Origin of the sequence: Deinococcus phoenicis, assembly GCF_000599865.1 — a bacterium.
In the GTDB taxonomy this organism is placed as follows: Bacteria; Deinococcota; Deinococci; order Deinococcales; family Deinococcaceae; genus Deinococcus; species Deinococcus phoenicis.
This window is the reverse complement of sequence record NZ_JHAC01000013.1, coordinates 28,397-43,283: the sequence shown is the minus strand read 5'-3', so window position 1 is coordinate 43,283 and position 14,887 is coordinate 28,397. Positions and strand designations below refer to the sequence as shown.

Sequence of the window (14,887 nt, the reverse complement as noted above, 5' to 3'; positions counted from 1 at the left end):
CGCTTTTGAAAAGCTCCCTGGTTATAGTACAAAGGTTGCACATACTCCTCCCAGAATAAAAAGACCCCGCAGGAGCGGGGGCTACATAATTTCAAAATTTCTGCCAATCATCTTTTCAAAATGCTCTTTGTAGTCTTCGGCTCCTCTATCAGGAGTACCAATTCGGCCCATGTAGCTGACATACCTTGCTGGTAGTGCCTCTAAATATTCTGAGTTTAATTGTGCTACTACTTCAAGACTGGACATCTCCTCTGTAGTGACAGAGGTGACTAACTGAAAGTCGGCTACATAACCATCCCCTCCAGGAATCCATGGATCAAACCAATGGTATCGTGGCTCCCTTTGAGAGAAGAGGCTCCTAAACTTTTTTTCGAGACTCTCGGATTGTTTCTTAGTTAGTTGGGGTCTTCGCTTATCACCCTCATAAGCCACATCTCTCCATGGTCCCGCCAGGAACTGCTCTGCCATTTCTGGAAATGGTCTCAGCGCTACGCACGTAAAGAAGTTAACCTTATGCTGTTCAATGTCACATGTGGGGGTGAGGATAACGGCAGGATATTCGTCATCAAGCGCGTCAAAGTAAACGGCTTGGACAACACTTCCCTGGGTTGGAGAGGTTGGAGCTTGTCTATACATTAAGCAAGCTCGCCACTGCGTTTCGCTTTTTTGGCTGCCCGCCGTGCCTCCCGGCCCGCCTTGATCTTATTCAGATCCACAGTCATCGCCAGGGGTGCGGTCGCGAGCGCCACGTCCTCTTCAACTACCTGGGCGGGGCCAGAAGCGAGTGGGCCGCTAAGGAAACGCTCTCGGATAGCACCGAGATCTAGCCCATGCGTCTGCCGTAGGCGTTGAGCCCTCGCAGCTCTACCTCGCCTCCCTTCGACTCTCTGGAAGCCGTAATTGTTGCCCTGCATTGTCTGGCCTCCTTCGAGGAGAGAGGAGCGTATTTCTAGGCCCATTCGGGCTGAAGGCAGAACTGCACTCGGTTGGGCGATGAGGACGCTACTTGCAGTGAGAGCCAGTGCACGGGTCCAGGTGACACGAGTTGGCTTTGGTTGGGTGACCGCAACTGCAAAATCGTTCGCCGTGACCCTCTGGCCGATCACGGCCGAAAAATCGTACTGAACGTCATTGGGATGGAGTGTGGTCATGTCGTAGCTCCTCGTAGAAATCTGGGTTGAGGGCCCCCACAAATGTTGCCCATATACAGCTATGTGCTTGTCCGACCCATTTCTCCAAAGCTGCCACATCCGGGCTGGCTAGTTCCCCCAAGTCGGTGAAGTGATCGATATCGAGAACTATCCCCTGGCGATCCCCCACCAACTGGGGGGCGCCAACAACAATCCTCTGAAAGCCGAGATCGCCGAAGCGGACCAGCAGCTGCTGGAAGCTCTCGCGGATGCCTAGCATAAGGCCTGGCACTTCGATCGTTGGTGCTGGCAGCGCCCATGTGAACATCTGTCGAGGATCTCCCAACGGAGCAAGGTTGATATAGCGGAGGCCGATGCGGAGGTACCCTTCCGGACGTGCCAGCTCACCGTGAACCCCAAGTATTCGCATTGCTTCGGAGAAGAATAGGCTAAACCCCTGATAGGCGGTGCAGTTAATGGTCACGATCCCCTCCCCCAACTGCACGACCATCCCCTCACTATTCTTGAGCCGAACCTTCGGAAAATGAGGCTCTTCCTGAACCTGGGCCACGCTTGGGAGCTCTCCTGCAGCCAGCTGATCAGAATTTGGGAGGGTAAACTCCACCCCGGAATAGGAGGCCCACTCCATGTGGGGGTACTTATCGCCAATACGGTCCCTGAGGGCATTCAGATAGTCGTCGAGGGGGTGGCGAGGGGCAAACCGGAGCTCCAGCACAACTTCCACGACAAGAGGTCGCGCCAATTTGTCGTGTGATTCCACTACCCTCGCCTCCCATATACTCTCATACGCCGAAACATGGCATGGGGTTGCATGAGCCGTTTCATGTTTCTCCAAGCGATTCTGCCCATGTCAGGCAAAGTTAACCACATTCCAATTGGGGGACGAGTCTTAACGCTGCGAGGGGGGCGGCGTCAACTAGGGTGGGATCGCGTGGGCGCATGGGGAGAGAGTAAACGACAAAGCGCCCCACCCCGCCAGAACGGCAAGGGTGGGGCGCACCGTTTGGCGCAAGTTGTCCGTTATCCCCGCCCCACCCCCACCAGCTCCGGCACGTCCAGCCACTGCACCGTCGTGCGCCCCTCGTGCCCGTGCAGGCTCACCACGTCCTGCACCGAGTCATACGTGCCGGTGCTGCACGGCGAACGGCACCAGCGCATTGCCACGCGGCCGTCCCCAAACTCCACGCCCTCGGCAACGATCCCGGTGCCGCTGCACCCGGATACGTCCTCGCTGCGGACGAGGCGAAAGCGTCTCACCGGTAGGTGTCCAGGCCAGATACGGGGGGCCAGTCCGTCCGAGTCCTAGCGAGGTCCTCGGGCGTGATGGGTGACAGGGCTTCCCCGGTGCTGGAAGTTGTGGGCGGGATGGGAGCGGCAGGGGGCGGCACCTGCACCGTCACGTTGGGCGCGGCCTGCTGTGCCTGGGCCAGGATGCCGGCGAGGATGTCCGGTGTGATTTGCCCGCGCTGTTTCTGTGCCGCCCGCTGTTCCTGGTAGCTTACCAGCCCGCTCACCGTGGCTGCCAGCACCAGCCCAGCCACGATGCCGCCCCACGGCTCAGGCAGGGTGATGTCGAGGACCGTCGCCGCCCGGCTCAGCATTACGGCCCCCAGCAACGCCCCCACCGCCAGCGAGAGCAGCAGCACCGCGCTCCCCTGAACAGTTGCGCCAAAGCGGCGGAGAGTGGTCTTGAAGAACTGGGTCAGACCCAGGTGCAGCAGGCCGATCAGCACCACGAAGACGGTGCCCGCCAGGCCGAGCTGCGCGAGATAGGGAAAGGCCATGTCCATCACTCCAGTCCTTTCGTAGCAGCCAGGGCCGCCGTGACGTAGTAGGCGCGGGGCTGGCGGTCGGCCCCGACCATCAGGCGGCCCGTGCTGTCCACGGGCACGCTCACCCAGTCGGGCCGCAGGGTGCCGTCCGGGTTCCGGAGCTGCACATAGAGCTTGGTGGGTGGGGCGGGAGCCGGTGCTGGGGCGACAGGTGCAGACGGGGTAGGCGGCGAGGGGGCGACCTGGGCCACCGCATCCTGCCAGGTAGGCACGTCCGTACCCGGCAGCGGGTCCGTGAACTGGAAGTGCATGCCGTCCGACTCAGACCACCGCCCGCCCCAGGTCCAGCCGCATTCCTCGAACACGCGCACCACGTCCCGGTCAATCTGCATCCGGTCATGGGGAATCCCGTAGGCGTTCCAGGCCGCGTCGAGATCCAGCGCGAGGCCCCAGGCGTGAACGCTCAGGGCGTTCGCCGGATTCCAGAGCATATGCCTCGGCACAAAGGCCCCGTCGTAGCTGCGCAGCCTGGTGTGCAGGCCACGGCGGCAGACCTCTGCCCAGGTGGCGACCAGATGGTCGGCGGCGATGCGGTGCAGGGTCACCGCACTCACGGGACGGCCCCCATAGCGGGGCCAGCCGGGAAGCTGGTCGGTGGAGACGCGGACCAGGTGGCTGCGCGCCCAGGCCGGATCGGCGATGAATGCGCCCCGCCGGTCGCCGCGCACCTCACGCGGGCCGCGGGGGTCCCCCAGCACCCGCATCAGTTCCGACTGCGCGGGGCGGGCCTTGATGGCGTTGGCGAAATCGTAGGTCATGGTGTCCCTCCCCCGCCGAAGCGGTCCAGCAGGTCGCGCGCCCGGCCCTTTACCCAGTCGCTGTCGAACCGGCCAGAGCAGATGTCGCGCAGGAAGTCGAGCAGGGTCTTGTGGTCGAGGCGCAGCGCTTCCAGCTCGGCTTCCACGCGGTCGAGCCGCGCCCGGTCTTCCTCACGGCCCTTTTCGAGTTCGCCCACGCGCTTGTCCAGGCGGTCGCGTTCACCCACGACCCGGGCGAACGTCGTGTCCTTGCTGCGGCCTACCAGGGTCCAGAGACCCACCACCAGGGTGCCGATGCCCGTAATCCACGCGAGCACCTGCCCCGCGTCAATCCCGCCCACGGCGCTCCTCGGCACGGGCGCGGGCCTTCAGGTCAATCGCGGTCCATACGGCGTGCAGACCGGCAATAGCGGACACCACCGCGAAGGCGTTCCAGCCGATGGTGAGATAACTCGCCCCGGCAATCGTCCAGTACAGGACGGCCGCCACCATCATGCCCGCCATCCCTACCCGGCTGCGGCGGGTCAGCAGCAGCAGTGCCCCGACCGTGGCAAAGATGCCGGGCCACAGCCACGCGGGCAGGCTGAGATTCCCCCAGATTTCCAGAATCCAGAGGGTGGGCTTGGCGACCGGCAGCGCCATAAACACGGCCAGCGCCAGCATGGTCTGCCCGGTCTGCACCTGCGTGCGCAGTCGGCGGGGGATCACAGGGTCCACGGCATCCCCCTGAAGAAGGTCCACGGGGCACGCTGAATGGGCACCGCCCGCCAGTCGTTGGGCGCGAAGCGGTCCTTGACGTAGGCGGGGCTGAGCACCCAGTACCGGAGGGCGCGCGGGTAGCCAGCCCCGAGCCGGAAGTAGCCGATGGGCGGGAGGATGCCGCCCTGGCGGGTGACGATGCGGGCAAGGCGGCCCGCGTCTCTGGGGCAGTCGGGCGGCAGGCGAATCTCGATGAGGTACTGGCCGAAGGAGGAGCGGTGTCCCGTCCACCGCGCCTCGACCTGACAGGTGGGGGGCGAGAGGGCGGGCACGGGGGGCGTGGATTGCGCTCCGGCTGGCATGAGCAGCAGCGCGGCGAGAAGAAGGAGGCGGGGGGCCATGCCTTCAGGGTGGCAAGGGGCGTGACACCCGACAGACAAAAGGAACCCCCTCGAGTTCGAGGGGGTTGGCCGGTGCATGTGGGGACGGAGGAACGTGGATCAGGTGGGTTCAGGCGACACGCCACTCGGGTCCAGCACGCCCGGCCTGTACGTCAGCACGCCGCTCAGATTCGCGCCCAGCGTGACAGCCCGCGTCCCCGCCTGAAGCAGCGGTTGCGGCCCCTGGAGGCCCAGCCGCACATCCAGCCCGCCCACCGTCACGCTCCATACGCCCGGCGTGGCGTCGATCACCAGTGTCTGCCCCGCGTTCAGTGTCCCGAGCCAGCGCGTCACCCCCGCGTCCGTCGTGATCTGCGGATTCGTCACCGTCTGCGAGGCCGTCAGGCTCAGGCGAGGCGAGACGGGGCCGTCCCCCTCCACCTTGACCGTGTTCGCACCCGCGACCAGCGGCACCGTCACTACCGGAAGGAGCCAGTACGGCGAGGAGGCCTCGAAGGCCACGTCCACCGCGCTGCCCACCTGCCAGTTCCCGCGCCACTTGCGGCTGATGCGGGAAAATCGGGCAATCGGCAGCTCTGCACCGCCCCGACGAACGAAGCGGGTCAGGGTCGCCGCCCGCACGACCTCATGCTGAAGCCGTAGAGCCAGGGCAGGCGTGCGGCCATGCGCGGCCACCGTGACCGTGTACGTCCCGGCCCGCAGGCCCTCCCCGCCCACATACAGCCGCAGGCCCGTCCCCGGCACGTCCTGCACTGTGCCGACCGGGGCCAGGTCGGGCAGGCCCTCGTCCGTGAGTTGCAACGCCTCGTCCACCGTCCAGCGCTGGAGGTCGAGCCGCACGTTCCGCTCCCCATCCAGCCATTGCCACAGGCCATTACCCATTTGTTCCCCCCGGTTTTCTCAAGGTGCGCTCCACACTCAAAAAAGCGTTGCCCAGGGCCTCGGCATCGTCCAGCGCCTGCGGCGTCCCGGCCTCGATGCTGCTGCGCAGGCTGGTGAGGTCGTAGACCCCCCGGGTGACCTGCAAATCGGTGTCCCCCTGCGGTGTGTCGAAGCGGGCCATGCCGGACACCTCCAGCGGACGGAGGTCCGGGTAGCGCCCCACCCAGGACCGCACCACGTCCGTCCGCCAGCGCAGCAGGCCATAGGCGTAGGCCGCGAGGCCCGCCTCGTCGGTCAGGTTGATGCCGATCCAGCCGATCTGGGCCGGGTCGCCCGCGAGTTGTAGGCCGCTGAGCTGGAAATCGGCCGGGAGTGCCCAGCGGCGGCGGCCGGTGTCGGGGTCATCGACCAGGCGCGTAAGGGGCTGCATGGTCGCCGGGGTGGTGTTCAGCACCGCTGTCACACCCGTCACGGCGGCGTTGGTGTTGACCGTGTCGCCCGAGCGCCACTGATACGAGATCGGAAACGTCATGGACGCCCCCGGTTGCACGGTGAGGGGGGTGATGGTGGGCGCGTAGCGTGGGTAGCTGGCCGTACCGGGGACCAGCGCGACCGGCGCTGTCAGGCGCACTGTCCGGACGGGGTCGGCGGTGGGGGCTGCCGTCAATTCCACCTGTACGTTCTCGCCAGAAAAGCGGATGTCGAACCCCTCTGGCAGCCGTCCAGTGGCGTTGCGAAACGCGGTCACGCTCGCGGCGGTGTACCGCAGCGTGAAGGTGCCGGAGTTGGAGGCGAGGGCAACCCAGCCGGGATACCTGTCGTCGTTGGGACTCACGTACACGGAAGAAACTACGCCCCCCTTCACGGTCTCCAGGGCCAGCCCTGGCAGCGGGCGCGTGATGTACGGGGTGGTGATTCCGCTGGAAACGAGGACCGTCACCGCCTCCTCGCCCAGTTGCCGGAGCTGCCGCGCCGTCCCCCATGCCAGCGATGTGTTCACGCCGTCCGCGAGTTTGCCCGCCCAGACCGGCGAGGTGGCTGGCTGGTTCAGGTACTGCGGGGTCGTCCATCCCGGTGCCTGCGTGGTCCCCAGCGTGAGCTGCACGCCCTGCAAGGTCCCCGCGTAGGGATTGGTCTGCGTGGTGGTCACGCTGGCCGGCAACGTTTCCTCCGCCCACGCCTCCCCGAACAGCGCGATTTCCAGCGGCAGGCGCAGCTCAAAAAAGGCGCGCGTCGCGTCGGGCCGGGCGTACTCGAAGCGCACGCAGTTGGCATAGTCCCCGACTTTGGCAGCGGGTCGGTCGGACACCTCGCGGGTAAAACGGTGGGTCAGGGCATCGGTGAGTTGATGCACCTTGACCTGGGCCGCCGCGTTCACGCCCCAGGTACCCCCGGAGAGAGCCGGCAGAGCAGCGGCCAAGGTGTCCCCGACCTGCTCGAAGAGCGTCAGGGCCTGCAAGGTGGCATTCACCTCGGGAATCTCTCCCACCGTCACGCCGGGAGGCAGCACGGCCCGCGCGAGAACGCCCTGAAGGTAGGGCCTGAACTTCGCGCGGAAGGGAAGGACGGTCTTTCCGTCGGGGGCCAGGTCGCCGCGCCAGGCGGCCTTCGCCACCCGGTCCTTCAGGGGGGTGAGCTGCACGTCCCCCTGACCCTCCTCCCAGGGGGCGGAGGCCACTTCCCCCAGATAGACAGCGGCGGCAGCGTCCCCCAGGTAGACGCGCACCCAGTCACCGGGGCGCAGGCGCTGCCCTCCCCGGTCCGGGACACGGTTCAGGGTGAGGTGGCCTGAACCGGAGAGGTTCCCCGGCAGGACCTCCAGCGTGCCGCCCAGGGGGACCAGTTCAGCCAGCGCGTGGAACCCCGCACCCCGCCAGTAGGCGATCTCGTAGGGCAGGGCCGCACCGGGGCGGGAGAAGGTGACGCGGTACATCAGGTAAACCTCGCAAAGCGGGCACGCAGCAGGCTGTCGGTGGGCACGCTGGACGCGGCCTCGACGATGGTGGTCTGGCTGTACTGGATGTCCTTCACGGCGGCGGTGTTGCCGTTCACGGCCCGCGTGAGATCGGGAATCGCACTGTTCAACAGGGCCAGCAGCGGCCCCAGTTCGGTGGTCATCTGCACGCTGAGACCCGGCAGGGCCGCGCCGAGCTGCCGGATGATCGCCCCAGGGTCCAGCCCCTTGCCCAGGGCACTGTCCAGTTGGGCGAAGAGCGGATCCAATTGGCTCAGGATCCGCTTCACCACGAAGCCCTCCTGAATCGCCTGCGCGAGGCGGTCCCGGACACCCTTGTACATGGCGTCCAGCGGGGAATCCCCAGAGAGCAGGGCCTGCACCCCGCTGGCCAGAGCCTGCCGCCAGCTCTGCGCGGTCTGCTCGGCCTGCTGGCGCTGGCGTTCGGCTTCCTGACGGACTTCCTCGGCCTTCTGGCGGGCCTGCTCCGCGAGCTGCGCGGCGTGTTCACGTTCCATGACGGTCAGGTCGGCTCCAGCGGCCTCCCGTGCCATACGGTATTTCTCGCGGATGGCAATCAGCATCGCGTCGGCCCCGGCCAGAGACGCATCTACCCCGGCCTCTTCGACAGCCTCTTCGACAGCCAGGCGGTCCAGGGTGAGCTGCTGACGCCTGCGGGCATAGGCGAGCTGGACCTGGTACTTCTCTTCCTCGGTGCCCGCGAGGCTCAGCGCCAGCCGCTCCTCAATGCCCAGCGCGGTTTCCGCGTTGTTCATCTGAAGGCCGGAAAGGTCCTTGGCGAACTGGTCGGCCCGGCGACGGCTGGCGGCGTCGAACTCAGCCTGGGCCAGCCCGGCCTGGAGGTCGTACTGTTCTCGGATCAGCGCGATCTGCTCAGCGGTGAGACCCTCAGCGGCAAGGGCGGCCTCCATCTCGGCGCGGATGCGGGCCAGCGCCAGGTCGAGCTTGCGGCGCTCGTAGTCCTCGGTGCTGACCAGACCGGCGGTGTGCTGGATTTCCAGCGCGGTCTGTTCGTTGTTCAGGCGGCGGGAAGTGAGATCGCGGGCAAGGTCGGCCAGCCGCCGCAGCTTCTCTTCCGGGTCAGCCAGGGCGTCGTCGATCACCTGACCGACTGCCGTGATCTGGCCCAGCTCATCTTTCAGGCCGGAGACGCCTACTTTGAAGTCGTTCACGGCCTGGGCAATCATGTCTGCGTTGCCGCTCTTGAACGCTTCCATGAGTTTCTGGACCAGCGGCCCCATCAGGGCGGCCACCGACGCGCTGCCCATGAAGGCATCGATCAGGCCCTTTATGGCCGCGTCCTTCATCGCAGAGTTGATGGACTTTTCGAGGAAGGACACGTCCCCGGTGTCAACGGCTTTCTGAAGGCCGTTCTGAACCCCAGATGCCACGGCCCCCTCGAAGCTGAGGGCCAGCGCCTTCCCCACCTCATCGATCTTCTCGGTGTAGACGGTCTTCTGCCAGAAAAGGAAGCCGGTGGTCGTGGCGGTCACGTCGCGCGTACCGTAGCCGCCCTTGTCGAACTTGAACTGGTTGTTGTAGTCAGCGGTGCGCTTCAGCTCAGCGCGGGCTTCTGCGGCCTTCCGGGCAAAGAAGGTGAAGATCGAGGTGAGCGCCTGAATCGCCGCCCCGATGTAGTCACCCTTGGCAATCGCGGTGGCGAAGTTCACCACGTCGTTCACCATGCTGGAGAGCGATTCGCCCCAGGCCCCGGCGACCTCCTCAGACGCGCCACCCAGCGCCTGCATGGCCGCCGTAATGCCGGGGATGGCCTGCTGGACGTAGCCCGCGAAGGTGTTGATTTCCTGCTCGGCCAGCGATTGCCGGGCCGAGGCCCCGTCCTGCGCTGCGGCGAACCGCGCGTTCTCCAGGCGCTGCTGGGCCAGCCGGTACTGGGGCGTCCCCTCTTCCAGCCCCTCGGTTTCGCGCTCGAAGACCCGCTGCGCCCCTTCCAGAGCCAGCCGCTCGCGCTCGTCGATGTAGCGCCGCTCGCTGATGGTGCGGGTGCGGTGCTGGGCTTCCAGGCGCTGGCCCTGCCCCTCGGCAATGGCGTCTTCAAGCTGGTAGGTGGCCTGCGCGGTGTCGTCGAAGGAACGAATCAGGGCCTGGGCCGTCTCGTCCCCCGCATCGGCCAGGGCCTGCAACTCGGTCTTGACCCGCGCCAGACCCTCGCGCAGTTCCCCAGTGCCGACCGTCCCCTGCGCGAACCCGTCATAGAGGGCCGAAGCCGCTTCCACCGAGGGGGCCAGCATCTGCCCCATTGCCAGGGTGCGTTCGATTTCCTTGCCCGCTTCCTGAATCTGGACCGTCACGTCCAGCACGCGCAGGAGGTTGCTGGCCTGCTGCGCGCTGATGCCGCCCGCCTTCTGCTCGCCGTCGAGGATGTCGCGCCAGAGGTCGGCTTGCTGCCCCAGGTTCTCAGTCTGCTCCATGAGAGTCTGGAGGCGGGCGGCCTCGGCCTGCTGCGCTTCGAAGCTGGGTACAGGCGCGGGCTTGTTCTTTGGGTTCAGGTCTCCCCGCCCGCCGTCGGCAACGTTCAGATACTCGCTGAAGTCGTCGCCTGGATTGCCCTTCAGGGTGTCCAGAACGCGCTTCAGTTCTTTGAACTGCTCAGCCGTGATGCCGCCCGACTGGGCCGCGTTGTCCAGCATGTCGCTGTAGACCTGCATGGCGTCGGCGTTTTGCAGGGTGGCGTCATCCAGCGCGAGGAAGGTATCCCTCAGGCTTTCCGCCGTCTGGCGCTGCGCCGCCTGGGCCGCGACCTGAGCCGCCTGCCGGTCGCGCCCGCTGTCGCCGTACTCGCTGGGGTTGGCCAGCACCAGGTCGAGCGCGTCATCCCCAGCCCGCTCGCCCTCTTTGAGGCCCAGGCGGGCAGCTATCGCTTCATTCAGCCCCTGCATGGCCCCGGTCGCCAGCAGGCCCTGACGTTCCAGGTCGGCAATCGCGACCACGAAGGTGCGGGTTTCCTCCTCGCCCTCGGGCAGAATCGCCAGCAGGTCATCCAGGCTCACCCGCACGTCATTCACGGCCTTCCGCGCCTCGCTGCTGCCGTCTGCCACAGCCTTCGCCCCGTTCAGGCCGAACAGGATAGAAGCCGCGTTCAGGTCGGTGGCGCTGCTGGCGAATTGCCGCGCTGCCGCGTGGGCCGCCAGGATTTCGGGCCGCGCCTTGATGCCTGCCTTCCCAGCTTCCTGCCAGTACCCGGCCAGCGTGCGGGCGTAGTCAGCCATATCCTCAGCGGTGAGGGTGCCCGCGTCGGCCTTTTTCTGAAGGGCATCCTGGGCTTGGCGGTACTTGTCGGTCAGCGCGGTGACGGCTTCCCGTTCCTTGCTCACCCCTTCCGTTACGGCCTTCTGCGCCGTCTGCACCGCGTTCAGGCGGGCGATGCGGGCCGTCTCCACCGCTGTCCGGTAGGTTTCGTTCGCCGTATCTACCAGGGCGGACTCATTCGGCTTGCCTTTGGCGTCGGCAATCGCCTTGTTGCGAATGGCACGCGCGATCTGCTCTGCACGCTCGAACTGGGCCTGAGAGTATTTGCGGGTGAGTTCGAGCTGCTGCTGAAGGCTGCCTTCGTGCGCCTTCACGTCGGCGTCTTCAATGGTCTTGAGACGGGTGGAGGTCTGCTGGGCTTTCTCCACCCTCAGGCCGGAAAGCTCTTGCTGAAGCTGCTTTTCCTCCTGTTGGCGCTGGGCGCTGACCTGCTGCACGGCCTGAAGCTGTTCACGCTGTGCCTTGACGTTTGCTTGCCGTTCATTTTCCCGGTTTACCCCGAGACGGCGGTTCATCTCGGCGTCGGCGGCGACAGCGCCGAGCGCTTTCGCTTCCGCACTCTTGCGCCACACGGTGACCTGCTCATCGGCCTGACGCTTGATTTCCGCGTTCAGCGCGTAGGTGGCTGACAGGATGCGGGGATTCGTCTCTTTGGCGATGCGCTCCCGGTCGGTGGCGGTTTTGCCTTCCAGGGCGAGGCGGGCCGTTTGCTGGTCCTTGAGGTCGGCCAGGGCGTCCTGGGCGCGTTTCATGTCCTGCTGACGGATGGCCTGCTGAACGGCGGTGTAGGCGGCAGCAGCACGCTGGGTGTGCTGCGTGTCGGCATCACGGTTCTTGACGCGGATTTGGTAGGCGGCGCTTTCAGCAGTAAAAACAGCTTTTCTCGCCTTGTCCTCACCCTGCCACGTGGCGATAGCGCGTTCAGCGGCGTTGATCTGGGCCGTGCTGCCCGTTTTCTGCGCCGTCTCCAGGTCTTTGTAGAGGCGCAGGGCGTCTGTGCCGTATTTTCTCAGTTCGGCAGAGCTGGCGATACACGTGCCGCTGGTCTTGGCCCCTTCCTTCTGAATGGCCTTCAGGGCTTCGGCGTTGCCGCTGCTGGCCTTCTGAAACTTCTCCAACTCGCGTGTGGCGGTGATGACGGCCTGCGTGAGAGGGACACTCTTGGGGTCTTTCTTGAGGGCCGCCTGAGCCGCTTCCAGCGCGGCGGTGAGCTGCTGGGCGCGGACGATCTGGGCGGCGGTGACGGGGGTGTCTTTATCGCCCCCCCCGCCTGGACCGCCCGCGCCATCTCTCCTGCCGTACCCGCTATCTGCAAATGCACCTTCTCCTGCCCCACCACGGAACTGAATGCTGGTGGGGTTGATGGGCTTCGCGCTTCCTGCGGCGTACCCCATCAGGTGCAGGTGGGGGGCACTACCCGCCGTACTGCCGGTGTTCCCCACGGTGCCAATACGCGCGCCCTGGGCAACCTCAATAGCCTTCCTGCCACCCGCTGTCAGCGCCTTGACCACCTCAGCGTCAAAAGCGTTCAAGTGTAGGCCAACAAGCTTGTTACCAGCGGCGTCGACCAACTCAAAGATTTTCCCGTTCTTGGCATCCTCTCGGAAAGACAGCGTGCCAGAGAAGGGGGCCAGGATGGGCGTGCCGCGTGGGGCACCGTAGTCAATGCCGTTATGGGTGGCGTCTGCCCGCACGGCGCCGTCATGGTGGTAATCCTTGCCGCTGACGCCGAAGTCATTCAGGACTCGGCGTCCCCCCATGCCCAGGAGGGAGGCGAGTGCCTGACCGGAGACAATAACAGCCTCCGCAGGAGCGGCTAGTACCCCACCAAAGTTCGGCCCCTGCACCCCACTGGGAAGTCGGGCAGTGCCGTGAGCGGCTGCATAGATTGCATTCTCTGCCCGAATCTGCGCTACCGCCGTTCTCGCTTCAGTAATGCGCCGCTCCAGGTCTGCAATCTCACGCAGGGTGTTGGGCAAACGGCGGTCTATCCAGTCTTGGCGCAGGCGCGGGTCAGCCACCGGGCTTTCCCCGCTGATGAACTTGCGCCCACCGGCCAGGTACTCTCGCTTGGCTTGCAGTTCACTTTCCAGATTGGCGACGTTCTCAGCGGCCCGGCTCTCATTCCGGCCCCGGTTAAACTTTTCCAACAGCTCATTGACACTGTTGAGCATGTCGCCAATGTCTTTCATAAAGCCGGCTTTAAAGGGGGCAAAAGCCTCCCCTATATTGGCCCATAGCGTTTTCCAATTGGCAGCTACACGGTCGCTTTCTTTTTGGATCGTCCCAGCCATCTTGTTGTAGGCCGCCTCTGTGGAACCTGCGGCCTTTGCCTGGTTTTCCAGGTTAGTTTTCATCCGGTCAAAATTGCCGGAAGCAATAGACGTGACCGCTGACAGCGCCTCCACGCCGCCAAACAGAATTGCCATCTGCTCCTTGTTGCCTTTAGTGGCGACAATCACGTCTTGGAGGAACTTGACCAGTCCTTTGGAGGCCAGCGCCTGAGCATCAAACTTCAGATTGAGATTGTCTGCCAGGGTAGCCGCTTCACTACTTGGCTTCTGGATCGAACTCAACGCTGAGCGCAGGTAATCCACTGCGCTGCTGGTCTTGATACCGTTGGCAGTCATCGTCGCCAGGGCAGCATTTACCACCTGAAGCGGCACGCCCAGGTCGGCAGACATGGCAGTCACGAGACCCATGCTCTGCGTCAGTTCGTTGACTTCCATCTTGCCGTCACGGATAGCGGCAAACAGGCCGTCCGAGACCGACCGCGTGTCAGACGCACTCAATTTGTAGGCATTCATGACGCTGGACAAAAGATCGACACTGGCCGCTGTCGTCGTATTCCCAGCAACAGCAAGCTTCGCCGCTTCCCGCGTGAAGCTCAGTGCTTGACTCATCTCTTCTGTTCCGCGCACGGAGGCTCCAATGGCCCCCCGGACACCTTCGGCCAGGTCCTCGTAACTCATACCAATTTCCCGGCTGAGACTGAGGATTTCCGTCTTAACTGCTCCCAGTTGCGCCGGGGTCTTATCGGTCAGCGTGCTGATCTTGGCAAGGGCGTATTCCAGCTTGGCGTACTCGTTAACGGCCCTATTCACTACCCCGATTCCGACGCCAATCGCCGCCGTGACCCCACCAATGGCAATTCCGACCGGCCCAGCAGCCGCAGCCACGCTGCCCAGTCTTCCCTCAATACCTCCCAGCCCACCGCCCAGGTCGCCCAACATCCCTAGCAGGCCACTGGAACGGATGCCCTGGGACAGACCGCCAAACAGCCCCTGAAGGCGTCCAGGGGTGGTCATGGCCCGGTCCATCCGGCCCAGCTCCCGCGTGACCTCGCCCAGGTAGCCCACGTACTCGTCATACGCGGCACCGCCCCGCGCCACACCCTGAATCAGGCCCTGCAACTCCGTCCGCTGTCCTCTCAGCGCGGCACTCAGGCGGTCGCTTCCAACGATCCCGGCCCGGACTTCGGCCTGAATCCGCTCAAGGGCCTGCTCCATCGCGCGGGTCGTGACGACGTACTGTTGGTTTTCCTGCGCGGCCTTACGGGTGGCCGCCGCCTGCCGTTCCGTCTCGGTAGCCACTTGGCGCTCGGCACGGGTGACGGCGTTGAGTTGGACCTGTACCTGCCCAGCGGCGCGGGCGAGGCTCAGTGCCTCCTGGCTTCCAGCAGTAAAGCCGCGTGAGGCTTGCAAGAGCTGGTCGCGGAGAGCCTGGAGAGTCTGCCCGCTGATGCCCAGGGCGTTGTCCGTCGCGCGCATCTCGGTCGTCAGTTGGGAGACGCTGCTGGTCAGCCCCTTCACGCTGTCGGCACCGACGGTCTGAACGTTCAGCTTGAGAAGAATCTCGTCGGCCAAGGACATGTCCCTAGGCTGACGTGGGGGGTGACACCCGGTGAAAGAAGAAGGCC

General features: G+C 64.9%; 11 protein-coding genes. All 11 read right to left on the bottom strand.

Translation table 11 applies throughout. From position 1 onward, the window contains the following. Positions 1-81 precede the first annotated feature (81 nt). Complete coding sequence (locus DEIPH_RS19665; protein WP_152544805.1) at positions 82-636, bottom strand: hypothetical protein; 555 nt, start codon at positions 634-636, stop codon at positions 82-84. Positions 637-1,128: 492 nt separating this feature from the next. Beyond that, positions 1,129-1,911: a TIGR04255 family protein gene (locus DEIPH_RS19145; RefSeq protein ID WP_161636035.1), complete on the bottom strand. Its 783-nt coding sequence runs from the start codon at positions 1,909-1,911 to the stop codon at positions 1,129-1,131. A gap of 260 nt (positions 1,912-2,171) precedes the next feature. Beyond that, positions 2,172-2,408: a hypothetical protein gene (locus tag DEIPH_RS04900; RefSeq protein WP_034354774.1), complete on the bottom strand. Its 237-nt coding sequence runs from the start codon at positions 2,406-2,408 to the stop codon at positions 2,172-2,174. Next, positions 2,405-2,935, bottom strand: coding sequence for a hypothetical protein (locus DEIPH_RS04895; RefSeq protein WP_152544804.1), 531 nt, complete (start codon positions 2,933-2,935; stop codon positions 2,405-2,407). Before DEIPH_RS04895 ends, DEIPH_RS04900 begins: the two co-directional genes overlap by 4 nt. Positions 2,936-2,940: 5 nt before the next feature. Continuing rightward, positions 2,941-3,741 (bottom strand): M15 family metallopeptidase, encoded by an 801-nt coding sequence (locus tag DEIPH_RS04890; RefSeq protein WP_034354768.1) that lies wholly within the window; start codon positions 3,739-3,741, stop codon positions 2,941-2,943. Further along, a complete protein-coding gene (locus DEIPH_RS04885; protein ID WP_034354765.1) occupies positions 3,738-4,082 on the bottom strand; it encodes a hypothetical protein in 345 nt (114 codons plus the stop codon). The genes DEIPH_RS04890 and DEIPH_RS04885 overlap by 4 nt, the downstream gene beginning before the upstream one ends. After that, the gene (locus DEIPH_RS04880; protein WP_034354762.1) at positions 4,069-4,458 is read right to left on the bottom strand and encodes a hypothetical protein; all 390 of its coding nucleotides are present in this window, start codon (positions 4,456-4,458) and stop codon (positions 4,069-4,071) included. Before DEIPH_RS04880 ends, DEIPH_RS04885 begins: the two co-directional genes overlap by 14 nt. Then, on the bottom strand, positions 4,446-4,841 hold the full coding sequence (locus DEIPH_RS04875; protein WP_034354759.1) for a hypothetical protein: 396 nt from the start codon (positions 4,839-4,841) through the stop codon (positions 4,446-4,448). Before DEIPH_RS04875 ends, DEIPH_RS04880 begins: the two co-directional genes overlap by 13 nt. Before the next feature lie 99 nt (positions 4,842-4,940). Beyond that, positions 4,941-5,723, bottom strand: a complete 783-nt coding sequence (locus DEIPH_RS04870; protein WP_034354756.1) for a phage tail family protein — start codon at positions 5,721-5,723, stop codon at positions 4,941-4,943. Beyond that, positions 5,716-7,656 carry a hypothetical protein gene (locus DEIPH_RS04865; RefSeq protein WP_034354753.1) on the bottom strand — a complete coding sequence of 647 codons (1,941 nt, stop codon included), beginning with the start codon at positions 7,654-7,656 and terminating at the stop codon, positions 5,716-5,718. The genes DEIPH_RS04870 and DEIPH_RS04865 overlap by 8 nt, the downstream gene beginning before the upstream one ends. After that, positions 7,656-14,840: a phage tail tape measure protein gene (locus DEIPH_RS04860; RefSeq protein ID WP_034354750.1), complete on the bottom strand. Its 7,185-nt coding sequence runs from the start codon at positions 14,838-14,840 to the stop codon at positions 7,656-7,658. The genes DEIPH_RS04865 and DEIPH_RS04860 overlap by 1 nt, the downstream gene beginning before the upstream one ends. Positions 14,841-14,887: the final 47 nt, after the last annotated feature.

Excerpts from the sequence above, each read along its gene's own strand:
- DEIPH_RS19665 (WP_152544805.1), bottom strand. The coding sequence starts at position 636 with ATGTATAGACAAGCTCCAACCTCTCCAACCCAGGGAAGTGTTGTCCAA.
- DEIPH_RS04895 (WP_152544804.1), bottom strand. The coding sequence starts at position 2,935 with ATGGCCTTTCCCTATCTCGCGCAGCTCGGCCTGGCGGGCACCGTCTTC.
- DEIPH_RS04890 (WP_034354768.1), bottom strand. The coding sequence starts at position 3,741 with ATGACCTACGATTTCGCCAACGCCATCAAGGCCCGCCCCGCGCAGTCG.
- DEIPH_RS04875 (WP_034354759.1), bottom strand. The coding sequence starts at position 4,841 with ATGGCCCCCCGCCTCCTTCTTCTCGCCGCGCTGCTGCTCATGCCAGCC.
- DEIPH_RS04870 (WP_034354756.1), bottom strand. The coding sequence starts at position 5,723 with ATGGGTAATGGCCTGTGGCAATGGCTGGATGGGGAGCGGAACGTGCGG.
- DEIPH_RS04865 (WP_034354753.1), bottom strand. The coding sequence starts at position 7,656 with ATGTACCGCGTCACCTTCTCCCGCCCCGGTGCGGCCCTGCCCTACGAG.
- DEIPH_RS04860 (WP_034354750.1), bottom strand. The coding sequence starts at position 14,840 with ATGTCCTTGGCCGACGAGATTCTTCTCAAGCTGAACGTTCAGACCGTC.